17 protein-coding genes are annotated in these 18,975 nt (G+C 61.4%); 15 read left to right on the forward strand and 2 right to left on the reverse strand.

From position 1 onward, the window contains the following. The first annotated feature begins 151 nt into the window (after window positions 1–151). The 11 genes from argE (at window position 152) to coaA (ending at window position 11,503) form a co-directional block, all read left to right on the forward strand. Window positions 152–1,309: an acetylornithine deacetylase gene (gene argE, locus BM382_RS18310; protein WP_072443512.1), complete on the forward strand. Its 1,158-nt coding sequence runs from the start codon at window positions 152–154 to the stop codon at window positions 1,307–1,309. Between the two features lie 136 nt (window positions 1,310–1,445). Continuing rightward, complete coding sequence (gene argA, locus BM382_RS18315) at window positions 1,446–2,744, forward strand: amino-acid N-acetyltransferase (RefSeq protein ID WP_011064114.1); 1,299 nt, start codon at window positions 1,446–1,448, stop codon at window positions 2,742–2,744. 502 nt (window positions 2,745–3,246) lie between these two features. Next, the gene (locus tag BM382_RS18320; protein ID WP_011064113.1) at window positions 3,247–4,572 is read left to right on the forward strand and encodes an OprD family porin; all 1,326 of its coding nucleotides are present in this window, start codon (window positions 3,247–3,249) and stop codon (window positions 4,570–4,572) included. 273 nt (window positions 4,573–4,845) lie between these two features. Next, the gene (locus tag BM382_RS18325) at window positions 4,846–5,484 is read left to right on the forward strand and encodes a peroxiredoxin (RefSeq protein WP_072443515.1); all 639 of its coding nucleotides are present in this window, start codon (window positions 4,846–4,848) and stop codon (window positions 5,482–5,484) included. A gap of 311 nt (window positions 5,485–5,795) precedes the next feature. After that, window positions 5,796–6,389 (forward strand): NADPH-dependent FMN reductase, encoded by a 594-nt coding sequence (ssuE, locus tag BM382_RS18330; RefSeq protein ID WP_011064111.1) that lies wholly within the window; start codon window positions 5,796–5,798, stop codon window positions 6,387–6,389. Window positions 6,390–6,478: 89 nt separating this feature from the next. Continuing rightward, on the forward strand, window positions 6,479–7,444 hold the full coding sequence (locus tag BM382_RS18335) for a sulfonate ABC transporter substrate-binding protein (protein ID WP_011064110.1): 966 nt from the start codon (window positions 6,479–6,481) through the stop codon (window positions 7,442–7,444). Window positions 7,445–7,468: 24 nt separating this feature from the next. After that, the gene (gene ssuD / locus BM382_RS18340) at window positions 7,469–8,617 is read left to right on the forward strand and encodes an FMNH2-dependent alkanesulfonate monooxygenase (protein WP_015637415.1); all 1,149 of its coding nucleotides are present in this window, start codon (window positions 7,469–7,471) and stop codon (window positions 8,615–8,617) included. Between the two features lie 9 nt (window positions 8,618–8,626). Beyond that, on the forward strand, window positions 8,627–9,415 hold the full coding sequence (ssuC, locus tag BM382_RS18345) for an aliphatic sulfonate ABC transporter permease SsuC (protein WP_011064108.1): 789 nt from the start codon (window positions 8,627–8,629) through the stop codon (window positions 9,413–9,415). Further along, window positions 9,412–10,218, forward strand: a complete 807-nt coding sequence (ssuB, locus tag BM382_RS18350; protein ID WP_011064107.1) for an aliphatic sulfonates ABC transporter ATP-binding protein — start codon at window positions 9,412–9,414, stop codon at window positions 10,216–10,218. Before ssuC ends, ssuB begins: the two co-directional genes overlap by 4 nt. A gap of 34 nt (window positions 10,219–10,252) precedes the next feature. Next, window positions 10,253–10,468 carry a TOBE domain-containing protein gene (locus BM382_RS18355; protein ID WP_011064106.1) on the forward strand — a complete coding sequence of 72 codons (216 nt, stop codon included), beginning with the start codon at window positions 10,253–10,255 and terminating at the stop codon, window positions 10,466–10,468. 117 nt (window positions 10,469–10,585) lie between these two features. Next, a complete protein-coding gene (gene coaA, locus BM382_RS18360) occupies window positions 10,586–11,503 on the forward strand; it encodes a type I pantothenate kinase (protein ID WP_011064105.1) in 918 nt (305 codons plus the stop codon). Window positions 11,504–11,511: 8 nt separating this feature from the next. On the opposite strand, the gene BM382_RS18365 is transcribed toward coaA, so the two are convergent. After that, window positions 11,512–12,150 carry a TetR/AcrR family transcriptional regulator gene (locus BM382_RS18365; protein WP_011064104.1) on the reverse strand — a complete coding sequence of 213 codons (639 nt, stop codon included), beginning with the start codon at window positions 12,148–12,150 and terminating at the stop codon, window positions 11,512–11,514. A gap of 141 nt (window positions 12,151–12,291) precedes the next feature. After that, window positions 12,292–13,668, reverse strand: a complete 1,377-nt coding sequence (locus BM382_RS18370; RefSeq protein ID WP_011064103.1) for a glutamine synthetase family protein — start codon at window positions 13,666–13,668, stop codon at window positions 12,292–12,294. A gap of 278 nt (window positions 13,669–13,946) precedes the next feature. Between BM382_RS18370 and BM382_RS18375 the strand changes: the two genes are divergently transcribed. The 4 genes from BM382_RS18375 to BM382_RS18390 all read left to right on the forward strand — a co-directional run bounded on the left by BM382_RS18375 (window position 13,947) and on the right by BM382_RS18390 (window position 18,829). Next, on the forward strand, window positions 13,947–14,729 hold the full coding sequence (locus BM382_RS18375) for a gamma-glutamyl-gamma-aminobutyrate hydrolase family protein (protein ID WP_011064102.1): 783 nt from the start codon (window positions 13,947–13,949) through the stop codon (window positions 14,727–14,729). 38 nt (window positions 14,730–14,767) lie between these two features. Continuing rightward, complete coding sequence (locus tag BM382_RS18380) at window positions 14,768–16,126, forward strand: glutamine synthetase family protein (RefSeq protein ID WP_011064101.1); 1,359 nt, start codon at window positions 14,768–14,770, stop codon at window positions 16,124–16,126. 56 nt (window positions 16,127–16,182) lie between these two features. Further along, window positions 16,183–17,547: an aspartate aminotransferase family protein gene (locus tag BM382_RS18385; RefSeq protein WP_011064100.1), complete on the forward strand. Its 1,365-nt coding sequence runs from the start codon at window positions 16,183–16,185 to the stop codon at window positions 17,545–17,547. 184 nt (window positions 17,548–17,731) lie between these two features. Next, a complete protein-coding gene (locus tag BM382_RS18390; RefSeq protein ID WP_026020018.1) occupies window positions 17,732–18,829 on the forward strand; it encodes a polyamine ABC transporter substrate-binding protein in 1,098 nt (365 codons plus the stop codon). Window positions 18,830–18,975: the final 146 nt, after the last annotated feature.

The following is an 18,975-nucleotide window of genomic DNA, read 5'->3' on the forward strand; positions in this document are numbered from 1 at the left end:
AAATCCAGGATCGGGAGCGCAGCCGGGGAAGAGTTGGCTGCCAAGGCCGTGCAGTGTACAGGACAAGGCGCCCGCAGGTGCCGCGGCGGTTCCTTCCGCTTGCGGGATGCCTCTATGATGGGCCTCACATTGGGATTCCCGGAGACAGCTCATGCCCCTGCCGTCCATGAAGGATCAGTTTGCCGCGCTGATCGCCGCGCCATCGGTGAGCTGCACTCAAGCAGCACTGGATCAATCCAACCGTGCGGTGATCGACCTGCTGGCCGGTTGGCTCGGCGACCTGGGTTTTGTCTGTGATATCCAGCAGGTCAGCCCCGGCAAGTTCAACCTGCTGGCCAGTTTCGGCAGTGGCCCTGGCGGCCTGGTACTGGCTGGGCACAGCGACACCGTGCCCTATGACAGCGCGCTGTGGCAGACCGACCCCTTGAAGCTGACCGAAGTCGACGGCCGCTGGGTCGGCCTGGGCAGTTGCGACATGAAGGGTTTCTTCGCCCTGATCATCGAGGCAGTGCGGCCCCTGCTGGATCAGCCTTTCAAGCAGCCGCTGCTGGTCCTCGCCACTTGCGACGAAGAAAGCTCCATGGCCGGGGCGCGGGCCTTGGCGCAAGCCGGCCGGCCCCTGGGGCGCGCGGCGGTCATCGGCGAGCCTACGGGGCTCAAGCCGATCCGCCTGCACAAGGGGGTGATGATGGAGCGCATCGATATCCTCGGCCGCAGCGGTCATTCGTCGGACCCGAGCCTGGGTCGCAGTGCCCTGGAAGCCATGCACGATGCCATTGGCGAGCTGCGGGGCCTGCGGTTGCTGTGGCAGCGCGAGTACCGCAATGCGCAGTTCAGCGTCCCGCAACCGACCCTGAACTTCGGCTGCATCCATGGCGGCGACAACCCCAACCGCATCTGTGGCCAGTGTTCCCTGGAGTTCGACCTGCGGCCCCTGCCGGGCATGGATCCGGATGTGCTGCGCGAGGCCATCCGGCAGAAGCTCAAGCCGATTGCCGAACGCCATGAAGTGAAGATCGACTATGCGCCGCTGTTCCCCGCGGTCCCGCCTTTCGAGCAGCCCGAGGATGCCGAGTTGGTGCGAGTGGCAGAGCGGTTGACCGGGCATCGTGCCGAAGCAGTAGCGTTTGGCACCGAAGCACCTTATCTTCAGCGCCTTGGCTGCGAGACCCTGGTGCTCGGCCCGGGTGATATCGCCTGTGCCCACCAGCCGGGGGAGTACCTCGAAATGTCACGCTTGCAGCCTACCGTGCATCTATTACGTGAATTGATTGAACATTACTGCCTGACGCCGGCCCAATTTCAGTAAATTGCCGGTGGCCTTGTCCGTACCCATGAGGAGAGTAAGCGTGTTGCCAAGCCTGTTCCGACGATAACCATCAGCCCGCTGTGAGTTTTCCGTTTCGTCCTTTCATAGGCTGCTTTTTATTTACAGGCTCAGGTTCATGCCCGAATACGTCAATTGGCTTCGCCACGCGTCTCCCTATATCAATGCCCACCGCGACTGCACCTTCGTGGTCATGCTGCCCGGCGACGGCGTTGAACACCCCAACTTCGGCAATATCGTCCACGACCTGGTGCTGCTCCACAGCTTGGGGGTGCGCCTGGTGCTGGTGCACGGCTCGCGCCCACAGATCGAAGCCCGCCTGGCGGCCCGTGGCCTGACGCCCCATTACCATCACGGCCTTAGGATCACCGACGCGGCAACCCTGGAGTGCGTGATCGATGCCGTGGGCCAGTTGCGCATCGCTATCGAGGCGCGCCTGTCCATGGACATGGCCTCTTCACCGATGCAGGGCTCGCGGTTGCGGGTGGCCAGCGGCAACCTGGTGACTGCCCGTCCGATCGGCGTGCTGGAGGGCGTCGACTATCACCACACCGGCGAAGTGCGCCGGGTCGATCGCAAGGGCATCAATCGCCTGCTGGACGAGCGCTCGATCGTCCTGCTCTCGCCCCTGGGTTATTCCCCCACCGGGGAAACCTTCAACCTGGCCTGCGAAGACGTGGCCACTCGCGCCGCCATCGACCTTGGGGCCGACAAACTACTGCTGTTCGGCGCCGACCCAGGCCTGCTGGATGAAAACGGCAAGCTGGTGCGCGAATTGCGCCCGCAACAGGTGCCGGCGCATTTGCAGCGCCTGGGGGGCAACTATCAGGCCGAGCTGCTGGATGCCGCCGCCGAGGCGTGCCGCGGCGGAGTCGGACGCAGCCATATCGTCAGCTACGCCGAGGACGGCGCCTTGCTAACCGAACTCTTCACCCGCGACGGCGGCGGCACCCTGGTGGCCCAGGAACAGTTCGAGCGGGTGCGCGAGGCGGCGATCGAGGACGTGGGCGGCTTGCTGGAGCTGATCAGCCCGCTGGAAGAGCAGGGCATCCTCGTGCGGCGTTCCCGCGAGGTGCTGGAGCGCGAGATCGAGCAGTTCAGTGTGGTGGAGCGCGAGGGCATGATCATCGCCTGCGCGGCCCTGTACCAGATTGCCGATTCCGATGCCGGTGAGCTGGCGTGCCTGGCGGTGAACCCCGAGTACCGCCATGGCAAGCGTGGTGACGAGTTGCTGGAAAGGATCGAGACCCGCGCTCGGGCCCAGGGCTTGAAGACGCTGTTCGTCCTCACCACTCGTACCGCTCACTGGTTCCGCGAGCGGGGTTTCGTGCCCAGCAGTGTCGAGCGCCTGCCATCGGCCCGGGCCTCGCTGTACAACTACCAGCGCAATTCGAAGATCTTCGAAAAAGCCCTCTGAACCCGCCTCTTTGCGCAACTGGCCGCCACGGCCCGATCAATTGATCGAACCGTGGCGGCCAGTTGCACATGTCAGAAAAATTTCATTTCGATACAAAAACTGTAACAAATTGACGGGAGGATAGGCTCTTAGCCATGATTGCGTCGCTTTTTTGATCCTGAATGACGTTTTGCGTTTGTACACGCAGGGGATCTTGGGGGGCTGAGTCAGGGGAATATTTTTCAGAAATAAGCTTGCGAGCGTCTACGCTGCGATTCGTCGTCTGATAATGGCGAGCTTTATTCCTGAAAGGTATGAAAAAGAATTAAACAATTCTTTTTGGGTTTATGAGTAATTCATTACCCTGCATGGACCAAATCACTGCGATTAGACCATGGTCGTAGACACAGGTCGTTACGATTGACTTATCAGTCACGGTCTGGCGCTAATCGCGCATCTGTGGCACCCGGGCGTTCGATCCGGGGCCAGGAACCACAAGAATTAGAAACGAGAGGAGCGAAACATGAACAAGTCCACCTTGGCCCTGGCTGTGGCCGTAGGGGTTTTGGCGCAGCAGGCAGGCGCCGCCGGTTTCATCGAAGACAGCAAGGCCACCCTGGGCTTGCGCAACTTCTATATCAATACTGATAACCGTGACGGTCCTGGCGCGAACAAGAACGAAGAATGGGGCCAAGGCTTCGATCTGCGTTTCATCTCGGGTTACACCCAAGGTACCGTTCAGTTCGGTGTTGACGCTATTGGCCTGTACGGCGTTCGTCTGGATTCCAGCCCTGCCAAGAGTGGTAACTCCAGCGGGAGTGCTTCCGGTGGCACCATCTTTCCAAGCGACGGCAACCGTGCAGTTCCTGACTTCGCCAGCCTGGGCCTGACCGGCAAGGTCAAGATCTCCCAGACCGAACTGAAGATCGGTACCCTCCAGCCGAACAACCCGGTTATCAAGACCAACGATGGTCGTCTGCTGCCACAAACCTTCCAGGGTGGCCAGATCACTTCGAACGAGATCAAGGACCTGACCCTGACCGCAGGTCAGATCGAGCACGCCAAAGGCCGTAACTCGAGCAACAACGAAGGTCTGTCGATCGCTAACGCCAACGCTGGTTCCAACTACAGCAAAGGTGAGTTCACCAACAAGTTCTACTTCGCCGGTGCGGACTACAAGATCACCAAGGATCTGACCGCTTCCTACTACTACGGCGAGCTGAAAGACTTCTACACCCAGAACTTCCTGGGTCTGGTGCACAACTGGGCTATCGGCCCGGGCGTCCTGAAAAGTGACCTGCGTTACTACCGCAGCCGTGACAACGGTGCCAACGGTGATACCGCCACTTACTTCTCCCCAGGCTACTACGGCGGCAACATCACCAAGGGCAAGGTCGACAACAACCTGTACAGCTACCTGGCCCTTTACTCGGTTGAAGGGCACACCTTCGGCGGTGGCTATCAGTACACAAACGGCGACAGCGACTTCCCTTGGCTGAACCAGGGTGACGGCTCCTCCAACAGCACCATCACCGACATGCAAATCCAGAAGTTCGCCCGTGCTGGCGAGCGTACCTGGCAGGCGCGTTACGGCTATGATTTCGCCAAGGTTGGTGTACCAGGCCTGACCGCTAACGTGATCTACCTGCGCGGCAACAACATCGAGACCACCGTCGGCGACAAGACTGAGTGGGAACGTGACCTGACTGTTGCTTACGTTATTCCGGAAGGCCCGCTGAAAAACCTCGGCTTTGCCTGGAAAAACGCTATGTGGCGTACCGACCTGGCTTCGACTCGTTCCCAGGACGAAAACCGCCTGATCGTCAGCTATTCGATCCCGCTGCTGTAATAGCGTGATAAAGCCTCGCCCGGCGCAATGCCGGGCGAGGTGTTGTTTCAAGTCAGGCCCACCCCCGTGAGCCCTTCCTGAATCCCCCTCTTTTTACAGCTACTCAAGGCCTTCTCGAACCTTGTTGAGAAGGGTGGTCTTCGCTTGTCCGCGAGTCCAGTGAAGAGATTTTTAATATTCAATTCAGTTATTAATAAATCGATATATATTCTTTTTAAATAGTCTCCCGTGCAGGCAGAGTAGCTTCATCACGCACTCACAGGAGCAGCACCCATGAGCCTCAGACTGGGCGACATCGCCCCCGACTTCGAACAGGATTCCAGTGCCGGCAAGATTCGTTTCCACGAGTGGCTGGGCGATAGCTGGGGCGTGCTGTTTTCCCATCCGGCGGACTTCACGCCGGTGTGCACCACCGAGTTGGGCTTTACCGCCAAGCTCAAGGACGAATTCGCTCAACGCGGGGTGAAGGCCATTGCCCTCTCGGTGGACCCGGTGGACTCCCATCACAAGTGGATCGAAGACATCAACGAGACCCAGGACACCCGGGTCAACTTCCCGATCCTGGCGGATGCCGATCGCAAGGTCTCGGACCTCTATGACCTGATCCACCCCAATGCCAACGACACCCTGACCGTACGCTCGCTGTTCGTCATCGACCCGAACAAGAAGATTCGCCTGACCATCACCTACCCGGCCAGCACCGGGCGCAACTTCCACGAAATCCTGCGGGTAATCGATTCGCTGCAACTCACCGACAACTACAAGGTGGCCACCCCGGCCAACTGGCAGGACGGTGACGAAGTGGTGATCGTGCCTTCGCTCAAGGACGAGGAAGAGATCAAGCGTCGCTTTCCCAAGGGCTATCGCGCAGTGAAGCCCTATCTGCGCCTGACGCCGCAACCCAACCGCTGATACACCAACCGCTGTAGGAGCTCGCTTGCCGACAAAGGCGGTCGTGAGGCCGGCGCAAGTTTCGCGGACCCTTTCGCGGGCAAGCCCGCTCCTACGAAGCACGCAGGAGCAACAGATCCATAAAGCAGGGGTTTTAAGGCCGTTCCGACGGCCTATTTTTTTGCCTGCGGAAAATACTTTCTTATATATTTTTAAGGAATAAACAAATGAATAAATAAGATTTATGGATATAAAAATAGGCTGTTAAGGTCTCTCCAATTCGGCGAGATCGCATCCCGCGAATCGCTTTCTTCGTTCAAGGAATTCTCTGCATGCTGGTGGTCTCTCTCGGTGGCAGTCCCAGCCAACGCTCCCGTTCCGGGGTGCTGCTGGAGTTGGCCAAGCGCTGGTTACAGCAGCAAGGCGTGGAAGTGGTCAGCTACCAGGTACGGGACTTCCCGGCCGAGGATCTGCTCCACGCGCGCTTCGACAGCCCCAAGGTCATCGACCTGCTGCAACAGATCGAACAGGCCGACGGCTTGCTGATTGCGACGCCGGTGTACAAAGCGTCGTTTTCCGGGGCCCTGAAAACCCTGCTCGACCTGCTGCCCGAGCGGGCCCTGAGCCACAAGGTGGTGCTGCCCATGGCTACCGGCGGCAGTATTGCCCACATGCTGGCGGTGGATTACGCATTGAAGCCGGTGCTTTCGGCCCTCAAGGCCCAGGAGATGCTCCAGGGCATCTTTGCCGAGGACAGCCAGATCGCCTACGGCGAGGGCAGCGCCCAGCCGCAATTGGCCGAGGCCCTGGAGCAACGCTTGAAAGAAGCGCTCGAGCAGTTCCACAGCGCCATGGCCCGTCGCCCCAAACCGCTGGATCCGCATCTGCTCAATGAACGCCTGTTGAGTGCTCGCTGGAGCATTTGAGCCTCACCCCCGATTGAAATACTCGCCTTACTCGCCCGCCAACGGGCAAGCAGGTGCAGCCACAACCCCATAGCAAAAAGGAGAGCGCCATGCGCCCTGTCATTTTGCGTCGCGGTCTGGTCGCTCTGTTTGCTGCGGCTGTGTCCTTCGGCGCCATTGTTCAAGCTCAGGCCGAGACCTTGCGGATCGGTTATCAGAAGTACGGCACCCTGGTGCTGCTCAAGGCCAAGGGTTCCCTGGAGAAGCGCCTGGCGCAGCAGGGCGTCGAGGTGCAATGGACTGAATTTCCCGGAGGCCCACAGTTGCTGGAGGGCCTCAATGTCGGGTCCATCGACTTCGGCGTGACCGGCGAGACCCCGCCAGTCTTTGCCCAGGCCGCCGGTGCCGACCTGCTGTATGTGGCCTACGAGCCGCCGGCCCCCCATAGCGAAGCGATCCTGGTGCCCAAGGGTTCGCCGATCCAGTCGGTGCAGGACCTCAAGGGCAAGAAGGTGGTGCTGAACAAGGGCTCCAACGTCCATTACCTGCTGGTCCGCGCTCTGGAAGACGCCGGCCTGAAATACAGTGATATCCAGACCGTGTTCCTGCCGCCGGCTGATGCCCGCGCCGCATTCGAGCGGGGCAGCGTCGATGCCTGGGCCATCTGGGACCCTTACCAGGCAGCCGCCGAGCAGCAGCTACAGGCTCGTACCCTGCGTGACGGCTCGGGCATCGTCGACAACCACCAGTTCTACCTGGCCACCAAACCCTACGCGCAACAGCATCCCGAGGTGATTACCGCCCTGGTGGAAGAAGTACGGGCGGTGGGCGAGTGGTCCAAGGGCAATCCGCAGGAGGTCACCCAACAGGTGGCACCGCTTTTGGGCCTGCCGGCCGACATCACCCTCACTTCAGTTAAGCGCCAGGGCTATGGCGCGGGCTTCCTGACCCCGGAAGTGATCGCCGCGCAGCAGAAAATCGCCGACAGCTTCTACCAGCTCAAGCTGATTCCCAAGCCGTTGAGCATCAAAGACGTGATCTGGACGCCCACCGCCGCCGTGGCCAAAGCGCCGTAATTCGACCCCTTAGGAGACAACTCCATGAGCCTCAATATCTTCTGGTTCCTGCCTACCCACGGCGACGGCCATTACCTTGGCACCGCCGAAGGCGCTCGAGCCGTCGATCATGCTTACCTGCAGCAGATCGCCCAGGCTGCCGATCGCCTGGGGTTCGGCGGCGTGCTGATCCCCACCGGACGCTCCTGCGAGGACTCCTGGCTGGTGGCGGCGTCGCTGATCCCGGTGACCCAGCGTCTGAAGTTCCTCGTGGCCCTGCGCCCGGGGATCATCTCCCCGACGGTAGCGGCGCGCCAGGCAGCGACCCTGGACCGGTTGTCCGGCGGCCGGGCGCTGTTCAACCTGGTGACCGGGGGGGATCCGGACGAACTGGCCGGCGACGGCCTGTTCCTCGACCATGAGGAGCGCTACCAGGCTTCGGTGGAGTTCACCCGTATCTGGCGCCGGGTGCTGGAAGGTGAAACCGTGGACTACGACGGCCAGCACATCAGCGTGAAGGGCGCCAAGCTGCTCTATCCGCCGCTGCAGCAACCCCGTCCGCCGCTGTACTTTGGTGGCTCCTCGGAAGCGGCCCAGGACCTGGCCGCCGAGCAGGTGGAGATGGTCCTGACCTGGGGCGAGCCGCCGGCCGCAGTAGCCGAGAAGATCCAACAGGTGCGGGACAAGGCCGCCAAACTCGGGCGCACCGTACGCTTCGGCATCCGCCTGCATGTGATTGTGCGGGAAACCAACGCCGAGGCCTGGCAGGCTGCCGAGCGGCTGATTTCCCATCTGGACGACGACACCATCGCCCGGGCCCAGGCGTCCCTGGCGCGCTTCGATTCCGTAGGCCAGCAGCGCATGGCCGCCTTGCATGGCGGCCGCCGCGACCAGTTGGAAGTCAGCCCCAACCTCTGGGCCGGGGTCGGCCTGGTGCGCGGCGGTGCCGGTACGGCCCTGGTGGGCGACGGCCCGACCGTGGCGGCCCGCATGCAGGAGTATGCGGACCTGGGTATCGACACCTTCATCTTCTCCGGCTATCCGCACCTGGAAGAGGCCTACCGGGTGGCCGAACTGCTGTTCCCGCACCTGGACATCGAACGTCCCAAACTGCCTGAGGCGGCGGGTTACGTCAGCCCGTTCGGGGAGATGGTCGCCAACGACATCATTCCCAAAGCCGTGTCCCAGAGCTGAGGTGCGGCCATGAACGGACAACGCATAGTGCAGCGTCTGGCGCCCTGGGGCCTGCCGCTGCTGTTGTTGGCGGTGTGGCAACTGTCGGTGTCGGCGGGCTGGCTGTCGACCCGCATCCTGCCGGCCCCCAGCGCGGTGATCGAGGCTGGGGTCAGCCTGGTACGCAGTGGCGATATCTGGACCCACCTGGCCATCAGCGGCTGGCGCGCCGGCCTGGGTTTTGTCATTGGTGGCGGCATCGGCCTGGCGCTGGGCTTTATCACCGGCCTGTCGAAATGGGGTGAGCGGCTGCTGGACAGCTCGGTACAGATGATCCGCAATGTGCCGCACCTGGCGCTGATTCCCCTGGTGATCCTGTGGTTCGGCATCGATGAGTCGGCGAAGATTTTCCTGGTGGCCCTGGGCACGCTGTTCCCGATCTACCTCAACACCTACCACGGCATCCGCAACGTCGACCCGGCACTGGTGGAGATGGCGCGCAGCTACGGCCTGTCCGGCTTCGCCCTGTTCCGCCAGGTGATCCTGCCCGGCGCCCTGCCTTCGATCCTGGTGGGGGTGCGCTTTGCCCTGGGCTTCATGTGGCTGACCCTGATCGTCGCCGAAACCATTTCCGCCAGCTCCGGCATCGGCTACCTGGCAATGAACGCCCGGGAGTTCCTGCAGACCGACGTGGTGGTGCTGGCGATCGTTCTGTACGCGGTGCTCGGCAAGCTGGCGGACCTGGCCGCGCGTGGCCTGGAGCGGGTCTGGCTGCGCTGGCATCCGGCCTACCAGGTCGCCAAAGGCGGTGCCCAATGACGGCTCAACAACCTCCGCGGCTGCTGCAGGGCATTCCCCTGGCGGTGCGCAAACTGCAAAAGACCTTCGGCTCGCGGCAGGTGCTGCGGGAAATCGACCTGCACATTCCCGCCGGCCAGTTCGTGGCGGTGGTGGGGCGCAGCGGCTGCGGCAAAAGTACCTTGCTGCGCCTGCTGGCCGGTCTCGACCAGCCAAGTGCTGGCGAACTGTTGGCCGGTTCCGCGCCCTTGAGCGCTGCCATTGAAGACACCCGGTTGATGTTCCAGGAGGCGCGCCTGCTGCCCTGGAAAAAGGTCATCGATAACGTCGGGCTCGGGCTCAAGGGCAACTGGCGCCCCCAAGCCCTGCAGGCTCTGGAAGCCGTGGGCCTGGCGGATCGCGCCCAGGAATGGCCGGCGGCCCTGTCCGGTGGGCAGAAGCAGCGCGTGGCCCTGGCCCGTGCCCTGATCCACCAGCCGCGGCTGTTGCTGCTGGACGAGCCGCTGGGGGCGCTGGATGCCCTGACGCGGATCGAGATGCAGCAGTTGATCGAACGCCTGTGGCAGCAGCATGGCTTCACCGTGCTGCTGGTCACCCACGATGTCAGCGAAGCGGTGGCGATCGCCGATCGGGTGATCCTGATCGAAGACGGCGAGGTCGGTCTCGACCTGCACGTCGAGCTGCCCCGCCCGCGGGTACGGGGTTCCCATCGCCTGGCGGCGCTGGAGACCGAAGTCCTCAACCGCGTGCTGTCATTGCCCGGCTCGCCGCCGGAACCGGAACCCGTTTCACCCTTGCCCACGCAACTGCGCTGGGCACTTTAAAACAGCCGCTCATTTCGACCCCAGGAGAAACACCATGACCATCAAGGCCATCAACGTACGCAACCAGTTCAAGGGCACCATCAAGGAAATCGTCGAAGGCGACGTGCTGTCGGAAATCGACGTGCAGACCGCTTCCGGCATTGTCACTTCGGTGATCACCACCCGCTCGGTGAAAGAGCTGGAGCTGTCGATTGGCAGCGAAGTGATCGCCTTTGTGAAGTCCACCGAGGTATCGATCGCCAAGTTGTGAACGGCGCCCGATCACGGCCCCGAACGGTGCGAGCCCTTCGGGGCTTTTTCATGGGCGCTGTAAATACCGGTCAGATTTGATACTTTCCCTGCTTTCGGCAAGACCTGAACAGTAAACATGACAACAGAGCAGGGTCCAAATGTGGGGTATCTGGAGTTCGATCGCGACCATTGGGCCGCTCTGCGGGCCGGTGAGCCGATGAGTCTTGCGCCATCCGAGATGGAGACGCTGACCAGTCCGACCCAGCCCATGGCGTCCGAAGAAGTGCGGCAGATCCTCCTGCCGCTGTCGCGCCTGCTGCATTTGCATGCGGCGCAGGTGCAATCGCTGAAGGTGCCGCAGACAGGTTTCAAGGCCCCCTACGTGATCGGTGTTTCCGGCAGCGTGGCGGTGGGCAAGAGCAGTTTTGCCCGGGTCCTGGCGGCGCTGCTGGCCTATTGGCCGGGCAAGCCCAATGTGCACCTGGTGACCACGGATTCGTTCCTGTTCCCGCTGGCCACCCTGCAGGAAAAAAACATCCTGCACCGCAAGGGCTTTCCAGAGTCCTATGACGAGCCGCTGTTCTTGGATTTTCTCCAGGCGGTGTGCCGCCGGGGCGAAGCGGCGCGGATTCCCATCTATTCCCATGTGCGCTACGACATCCTGGCCGATGAGGCGCAGTCGGTGGAGGCGCCGGACATCATCATCCTGGAAGGCTTGAATGTGTTGCAGGGGGAGCAGGGCGAGGGCCTGAACGCCCTGGATTTCATCGACTTCTCGATCTATGTCGACGCTCCCGAAGCGACCATCAAGACCTGGTACCTGGAGCGGTTCGTCTACCTGAAGAACACGGCCTTCCAGTCGGGGGATTCCTACTTCAACAAGTACAAGGGCCTGTCCGATTCCGAGGCGCTGTCAGTGGCCTCCGATACCTGGGACAGGGTCAACCTGAAGAACCTGGTTGAAAACATCCTGCCGACTCGGGAGCGAGCCAACCTGATCATCCACAAGTCGGCGGACCACAGCATCGACCGGTTGCTGCTGCGTCAGGCCTGAACCGGCGTTCAGGGCGGGGTGGGGCGCTTGGCCAGGTAGGGCGGCAGGTACAGGCCCAGGTAGGCATCGAAGACGCGCATGCCTTCCTCGGCCATGCGCGGAGTGATCTGCCCGTGCTGCTGCACGGAGCGGGCATACACCCGATCTCCCAGCTCCATGGCCAGGGCGAACACGTCGACATCGACGGGTAGCGTCGGCAACTCGAAATGATGATCGAACAGCTTGTGCATCAGGTCCCCCAGCTCGATGTCGTGCTGGCGGTCGGCCTGGGTGACTTCGGTCAGGCCGTGCTGGGCGAGGATCAGTTGGCGGGCCGCCGCGTCCTCGCCGTAGATGTCGAGCATGCGTTGCTCCACCAGGCGTGACAGGTCGCGCCAGCTGCTGAGCCGCTCATGGTCGATAGGTTCCAGCAGGCAGGCGCGGAACGCCGCGTGGACATCGGCGGTAAGGGCTTCCAGCAGGGCCGGGACGCTGGCGAAGAAGTGATAGACCGAGGATGGCGGGATCTGCGCCTTGTCGGCCACGCTGTAGATCGACAGGCTGGCCACGCCCTCGGCCGCCAGCAGGGTCCGTGCGGCGTCGAGTATGGAGTCGATCCGGGCCTGGCTGCGTGCACGGGGTTTGCGAAGCGGGGCGGTGCGCGTCATCAGTCTCTCCTACAGGGCAGCGGGCATTGTACGCGAGTGGGCCGTTGTCCCTGTAGCCGCAGCCTGGGCGCATCCGAATCACGGGCATAAAAAAAACGCCGCCGGGATGAACCCGGCGGCGTTCTTCAATGCAGCTGGCGCTTACACGGTGTGCAGGTACCAGTTGTACTCGAGGTCGGAGATGGAGTGTTCGAACTCCTCCAGCTCACTTTCCTTGCAGGCGACGAAGATATCGATGTATTTCGGATCGATGTACTTGGCCATGACTTCGCTGTCGTCCAACTCGCGCAGGGCATCACGCAGGTTGTTCGGCAGGCTCTGCTCGTTCTGCTCGTAGGAGTTGCCTTCGGTAGGCGCCCCCGGCTCGATCTTGTTGGTCAGGCCGTGGTGCACGCCCGCCAGGACCGAAGCCATCAGCAGATAGGGGTTGGCGTCGGCGCCGGCGACCCGGTGTTCGATGCGCACTGCATCGGCCGAGCCGGTGGGGACGCGAATGGCCACGGTACGGTTGTCCAGGCCCCAGCTCGGCGAGTTCGGCACATAGAACTGCGCGCCGAAACGGCGATAGGAGTTGACGTTCGGGCAGAGGAAGGCCATCTGCGCCGGTAGGGTCTCGAGCACACCGCCGATCGCGTGACGCAGTGCGGCGTTCTGCTCGGGATCCTCGCTGGCGAAGATGTTCTTGCCATCTTTGTCCAGAACCGAAATGTGAACGTGCAGACCATTGCCCGCCTGGCCCGGGTAAGGCTTGGCCATGAAGGTGGTGTCCATCTCATGGTCGTAGGCGATGTTCTTGATCAGGCGCTTGAGCAGGACCGCGTAGTCGCAGGCCTTGATCGGGTCGGCCACGTGGTGCAGGTTGACTTCGAATTGTGCCGGGGCACTTTCCTTGACGATGGCGTCGGCCGGGATGCCTTGTTCCTTGGCACCTTCCAGGATGTCCTGGAGGCAGTCGACGTATTCGTCGAGGTCGTCGATCAGGTAGACCTGGGTGGAGTGCGGGCGCTTGCCGGAAATCGGCGAGCGTGGTGGCTGTGGCCGGCCGTTCACGTTCTCCTGGTCGATCAGGTAGAACTCCAGCTCGAAAGCGGCGCAGATGGTCAGGCCCAGTTCGTCGAACTTGGTCACCACCTGGCGCAGGACTTCCCGTGGATCGGCAAAGAAGGGGTCGCCTTCGAGTTCGTGCATGGTCATCAGCAATTGCGCGGTAGGGCGCTTCTGCCAGGGCTCGTTGCACAGGGTATCGGGGATTGGATAGCAGATCCGGTCGGCGTCGCCGATGTCCAGACCCAGGCCGGTGCTTTCCACCGTAGAGCCATTGATATCCAGGGCAAACAGGGAGGCCGGCAGGTTGATGCCTTTCTCGTAAACCTTGTGGAGGCTGGTGCGTTCGATGCGCTTGCCGCGCACCACACCATTCATATCCGCAATCAGAAGGTCAACGTACAGAACCTCAGGATGTTCCTTAAGGAACGCGTTCGCTTCGTTGAGCTGAACGGCACGCGGGGGTACCGACATGATGCAACACCTTTGTTGTTAAAAATATCAATCATTGATCTTTTCTGGTTTCAGTCAACCCGAACGGCATGCCGAAGTCAAGTAAGGCCTTTTATGCCCTAATAAAGGGCTGGCAAGGCTCTTTTGGGGCAAAACAGGGCGTTTTTTGGGGCTCGGCCGCCTTGGGTACCGCAGGCTTGAGCGGGCCGTGTTGTATTTTTTACGGGGGTGTTGTGTAAAAAAATGAACAAGGCTAAGCTCGAATCAAACCCATAACAGCAATAATACCGGGGTGTTTCATGTCTCGCCTGCCGTTAATCGGCGTCACCGCCTGCTCCAGGCAGATCGGTCTGCATGCTTATCACATCAGTGGCGACGAGTATGTCCACGCAGTAGCCAGCGCAGCCCAGGGCGTGCCGGTGATTATCCCGTCCATGGCGGAACTGCTTTCCCCGTCCGATATTCTGGACGGTCTGGACGGCATTCTCTTTACCGGCTCTCCCTCCAATATCGAACCTTTCCATTACCAGGGTCCTGCCAGCGCGCCGGGCACTGCTCATGATTCTGCACGGGATGCTGCCACCCTGCCGCTGCTGAGCGCCGCCGTCGCAAGTGGCGTTCCGGTGCTGGGCATCTGCCGCGGCTTCCAGGAAATGAACGTGGCCCTGGGCGGCAGCCTGCATCAGAACGTGCAGCAGGTGCAGCCTTTCATGGACCACCGGCACGCCGAACAGCCCGGCCAGCCCCTGGACGCCTGGTACGCGCCCGCCCATGACCTGCATATCAAGGCCGGTGGTGTTCTGGCGGGGCTGGGCCTGCCGGAGCGGATTCAAGTCAACTCGATCCATGCCCAGGGCGTCGAGCGTCTGGCCCCGGGGCTGCGGGTCGAGGCGCTGGCTCCCGACGGGTTGGTAGAGGCGGTCTCGGTAGAAGCCAGCAAGGCTTTTGCACTGGGGGTGCAATGGCACCCCGAATGGCAGGTAAGCTGCAACCCTCACTACCTGGCCATCTTCCAGGCTTTTGGTGATGCCTGCCGCAAGCGGGCAAGACAACGCGACGCCGAAGCGTCACACAAGGCCTGACTTAATAGAGAGTCAGGAAACTCAGCCTAGAGGCATTTATGAGTAACAACCTCGACCAGCTCACCGATTGGTTGAAAGACCACAAGATCACAGAAGTCGAATGCATGATCGGCGATTTGACCGGGATCACCCGGGGCAAGATCTCGCCGACCAACAAGTTCATTGCCGAAAAAGGCATGCGCCTGCCCGAGAGCGTGCTACTGCAGACCGTGACCGGCGACTATGTCGAAGACGACATCTATTACGAACTGCTGGACCCGGCCGACATCGACATGGTCTGCCGCCCGGACCAGAACGCGGTGTACCTTGTGCCCTGGGCCATCGAGCCTACTGCCCAGGTGATCCATGACACCTACGACAAGCAGGGCAACCCCATCGAGCTGTCGCCGCGCAACGTCCTGAAGAAGGTCCTGAAACTCTACGCCGACCACGGCTGGCAGCCCATCGTGGCGCCGGAAATGGAGTTCTACCTGACCAAGCGCAGCGACGATCCGGACTACCCGTTGCAGCCGCCGATCGGCCGCTCCGGCCGCCCGGAGACCGGGCGCCAGTCGTTCTCCATTGAAGCTGCGAACGAATTCGACCCGCTGTTCGAAGACGTCTATGACTGGTGCGAACTGCAGGAGCTGGACCTGGACACGCTGATCCACGAGGACGGCACGGCGCAGATGGAGATCAACTTCCGTCACGGCGATGCCCTGTCCCTGGCCGACCAGATCCTGGTGTTCAAGCGCACCATGCGCGAAGCCGCGCTCAAGCACGACGTGGCCGCCACCTTCATGGCCAAGCCCATGACCGGCGAGCCCGGCAGCGCCATGCACCTGCACCAGAGCATCATCGACATCAACACCGGCAAGAACGTCTTCTCCAATGAAGACGGGACCATGAGCCAGCTGTTCCTCAACCACATCGGTGGTTTGCAGAAGTTCATTCCCGAGCTGCTGCCGCTGTTCGCCCCCAACGTCAACTCGTTCCGTCGTTTCCTGCCCGATACCTCGGCGCCGGTGAACGTCGAGTGGGGCGAAGAGAACCGCACCGTGGGCCTGCGGGTGCCGGATGCCGGGCCACAGAACCGTCGCGTGGAAAACCGCCTGCCGGGCGCCGACGCCAACCCGTACCTGGCCATCGCCGCCAGCCTGCTGTGTGGCTACATCGGCATGGTCGAAGGCCACAACCCGAGCGCGCCCGTGGTGGGCCGTGGCTACGAGCGCCGCAACCTGCGCCTGCCACTGACCATCGAAGACGCGCTGGAGCGTATGGAAAACAGCAAGACCATCGAGAAGTACCTGGGCCAGAAGTTCATCACCGGCTATGTCGCGGTGAAGCGGGCCGAGCACGAAAACTTCAAGCGCGTGATCAGTTCGTGGGAGCGGGAGTTCCTGTTGTTCGCCGTCTGATCCGCCGGGCGCCACTGCCCGCCAGTGGCGCCTTCACTGACACTAAGGAGAGATTGATGACTCATAAAAACCCGCAAACCCGCGAGTGGCAAACCCTCAGCAGTGATCACCACCTGGCACCGTTCAGTGACTTCAAGCAACTGAAGGAAAAGGGCCCGCGGATCATCACCCATGCCAAGGGTGTGTACCTCTGGGACAGTGAAGGCAATCAGATTCTCGACGGCATGGCCGGCCTGTGGTGCGTAGCCATCGGCTATGGCCGTGACGAACTGGCGGAAGCCGCCAGCAAGCAAATGCGCGAACTGCCCTATTACAACCTGTTCTTCCAGACCGCCCACCCACCGGTGCTGGAGCTGTCCAAGGCGATCGCCGATATCGCGCCAGAAGGCATGAACCACGTGTTCTTCACCGGTTCCGGCTCCGAAGGCAACGACACCATGCTGCGCATGGTCCGCCACTACTGGGCGATCAAGGGCCAGCCGAACAAGAAAACCATCATCAGCCGGGTCAATGGCTACCACGGTTCCACTGTGGCCGGTGCCAGCCTCGGCGGCATGACCTACATGCACGAGCAGGGCGACTTGCCGATCCCGGGTATCGTCCACATCCCGCAGCCTTACTGGTTCGCCGAAGGCGGCGACATGAGCCCCGAAGAGTTCGGTATCTGGGCCGCCAACCAGCTCGAAGAGAAGATCCTCGAACTGGGCGTGGACAATGTCGGGGCCTTTATCGCCGAACCGATCCAGGGCGCCGGTGGCGTGATTGTGCCGCCGGACAGCTACTGGCCGCGGATCAAGGAAATCCTTGCCAAGTACGACATCCTGTTCGTTGCCGATGAAGTGATCTGTGGCTTCGGGCGCACCGGTGAGTGGTTCGGTAGCGATTTCTACGACCTCAAGCCGGACATGATGACCATCGCCAAGGGCCTGACCTCCGGCTACATCCCCATGGGTGGGCTGATCGTGCGCGACGAAGTGGTGGCGGTGCTCAACGAGGGCGGCGACTTCAACCACGGTTTCACCTATTCCGGGCACCCGGTGGCCGCTGCCGTGGCCCTGGAAAACATCCGCATCATGCGCGAAGAGAAAATTATCCAGCGCGCCCATGAAAAAGCGGCACCGTATTTGCAGAAACGTCTGCGCGAGTTGAGCGACCACCCGCTGGTGGGCGAGGTTCGCGGGGTAGGGCTGCTGGGGGCCATCGAACTGGTCAAGGACAAGGCCACCCGGGCGCGTTACGAAGGCCGAGGCGTGGGCATGATCTGCCGGCAGTTCTGCTTCGACAACGGCCTGATCATGCGCGCGGTGGGTGACACCATGATCATTGCGCCGCCCCTGGTGATCAGCGAGGCGGAGATCGACGAGCTGGTGGCCAAGGCGCGCAAGTGTCTGGACCTGACCTTGAGTGTGCTCGAGGGCTGAGTGCTAGGCTTTGAGCGCGGTGCTTGCGGGCACTGCGTTCAAAGCAGATGTAAAAGCCTGGTCTTTTCTTGAAAGCCGGCCTTGGATCTTGCCAGACTACCCGCCGTTTTGGTTGCCCGGATATTGGCCGCTGAGCGAGTGGTTAAAAAGAATAATTGGAGCATTACGCATGAAGGCATTAGGTATGAAGTTAGCTGGCAAGACCCTCCTCGCCATGTCCCTGATGGGCGTGATGGCGGCGGCGGCACAAGCGGACGATAAAGTGCTGCACGTTTACAACTGGTCCGATTACATCGCGCCGGACACTATCAAGAAGTTTGAAGCCGAGTCGGGCATCAAGGTTGTCTACGACGTGTTCGACAGCAATGAAACCCTGGAAGCCAAGTTGCTCGCCGGCAAGTCCGGTTATGACGTTGTGGTGCCTTCCAACAACTTCCTGGCCAAGCAGATCAAGGCCGGTGTCTACCAGGAACTGGACCGCTCCAAGTTGCCGAACTGGAAGAACCTCAACGAATCGCTGCTCAAGGCGGTTTCGGTGAGCGACCCGGGCAACAAGCATGCCTTCCCTTACATGTGGGGCTCGATCGGTATCGGCTTCAACGCCGAGAAGGTCAAGGCCGCGCTGGGTGCCGATGCACCGACCAACTCCTGGGACCTGCTGTTCAAGCCTGAGAACGCTGAGAAGCTGAAGGCCTGCGGCGTCAGCTTCCTCGATTCGCCAACCGAGATGATTCCGGTGGCGCTGCACTACCTGGGCTACCCGACCGACAGCCAGGACAAGAAGCAACTGGCTGAAGCCGAAGCGCTGTTCCTCAAGATCCGTCCTTCGATCGCCTACTTCCACTCCTCCAAGTACATCTCCGACCTGGCCAATGGCAACATCTGCGTCGCCGTGGGTTACTCGGGCGACATCTACCAGGCCAAGGCTCGTGCCGCCGAAGCCGGTGACAAGGTCAAGGTCAGCTACAACATCCCCAAAGAGGGTGCTGGCAGCTTCTATGACATGGTGGCCATCCCCAAAGACGCGGAAAACGTCGAAGGCGCCTACAAGTTCATGACCTTCCTGCAAAAGCCTGAAGTCATGGCCGAAATCACCAACGCCGTGCGTTTCCCCAACGGTAACGCGGCTGCAACCCCATTGGTCGATAAAGACATCACCAGCGACCCGGGCGTCTACCCGCCAGCTGAGGTGCAGGCCAAGCTGTACGCGATCGCCGACCTGCCGGCCGCGACCCAGCGCATCCTGACCCGCAGCTGGACCAAGATCAAATCCGGTAAATAAGCCGATTTGCAGCACTCCCTGTTGCCGTCGTCGTGGCGAGGGCGGCAACAGGAAACAATTAAATGACAGAAAGTTTTGCTGGATTGGTTTATCGAGGGTAAGTTGCGCGCCGGTTTTGTTGCTGGGCAGCTTGGAGGCTGTCAGGT

The organism is Pseudomonas sp. NFPP25, assembly GCF_900116505.1.
GTDB classification, from domain to species: domain Bacteria; phylum Pseudomonadota; class Gammaproteobacteria; order Pseudomonadales; family Pseudomonadaceae; genus Aquipseudomonas; species Aquipseudomonas protegens.

Coding starts and splice junctions, on each gene's coding strand:
- argE (WP_072443512.1), top strand. CDS start 152: ATGCCCCTGCCGTCCATGAAGGATCAGTTTGCCGCGCTGATCGCCGCG.
- argA (WP_011064114.1), top strand. CDS start 1,446: ATGCCCGAATACGTCAATTGGCTTCGCCACGCGTCTCCCTATATCAAT.
- BM382_RS18320 (WP_011064113.1), top strand. CDS start 3,247: ATGAACAAGTCCACCTTGGCCCTGGCTGTGGCCGTAGGGGTTTTGGCG.
- BM382_RS18325 (WP_072443515.1), top strand. CDS start 4,846: ATGAGCCTCAGACTGGGCGACATCGCCCCCGACTTCGAACAGGATTCC.
- ssuE (WP_011064111.1), top strand. CDS start 5,796: ATGCTGGTGGTCTCTCTCGGTGGCAGTCCCAGCCAACGCTCCCGTTCC.
- BM382_RS18335 (WP_011064110.1), top strand. CDS start 6,479: ATGCGCCCTGTCATTTTGCGTCGCGGTCTGGTCGCTCTGTTTGCTGCG.
- ssuD (WP_015637415.1), top strand. CDS start 7,469: ATGAGCCTCAATATCTTCTGGTTCCTGCCTACCCACGGCGACGGCCAT.
- ssuC (WP_011064108.1), top strand. CDS start 8,627: ATGAACGGACAACGCATAGTGCAGCGTCTGGCGCCCTGGGGCCTGCCG.
- ssuB (WP_011064107.1), top strand. CDS start 9,412: ATGACGGCTCAACAACCTCCGCGGCTGCTGCAGGGCATTCCCCTGGCG.
- BM382_RS18355 (WP_011064106.1), top strand. CDS start 10,253: ATGACCATCAAGGCCATCAACGTACGCAACCAGTTCAAGGGCACCATC.
- coaA (WP_011064105.1), top strand. CDS start 10,586: ATGACAACAGAGCAGGGTCCAAATGTGGGGTATCTGGAGTTCGATCGC.
- BM382_RS18365 (WP_011064104.1), bottom strand. CDS start 12,150: ATGACGCGCACCGCCCCGCTTCGCAAACCCCGTGCACGCAGCCAGGCC.
- BM382_RS18370 (WP_011064103.1), bottom strand. CDS start 13,668: ATGTCGGTACCCCCGCGTGCCGTTCAGCTCAACGAAGCGAACGCGTTC.
- BM382_RS18375 (WP_011064102.1), top strand. CDS start 13,947: ATGTCTCGCCTGCCGTTAATCGGCGTCACCGCCTGCTCCAGGCAGATC.
- BM382_RS18380 (WP_011064101.1), top strand. CDS start 14,768: ATGAGTAACAACCTCGACCAGCTCACCGATTGGTTGAAAGACCACAAG.
- BM382_RS18385 (WP_011064100.1), top strand. CDS start 16,183: ATGACTCATAAAAACCCGCAAACCCGCGAGTGGCAAACCCTCAGCAGT.
- BM382_RS18390 (WP_026020018.1), top strand. CDS start 17,732: ATGAAGTTAGCTGGCAAGACCCTCCTCGCCATGTCCCTGATGGGCGTG.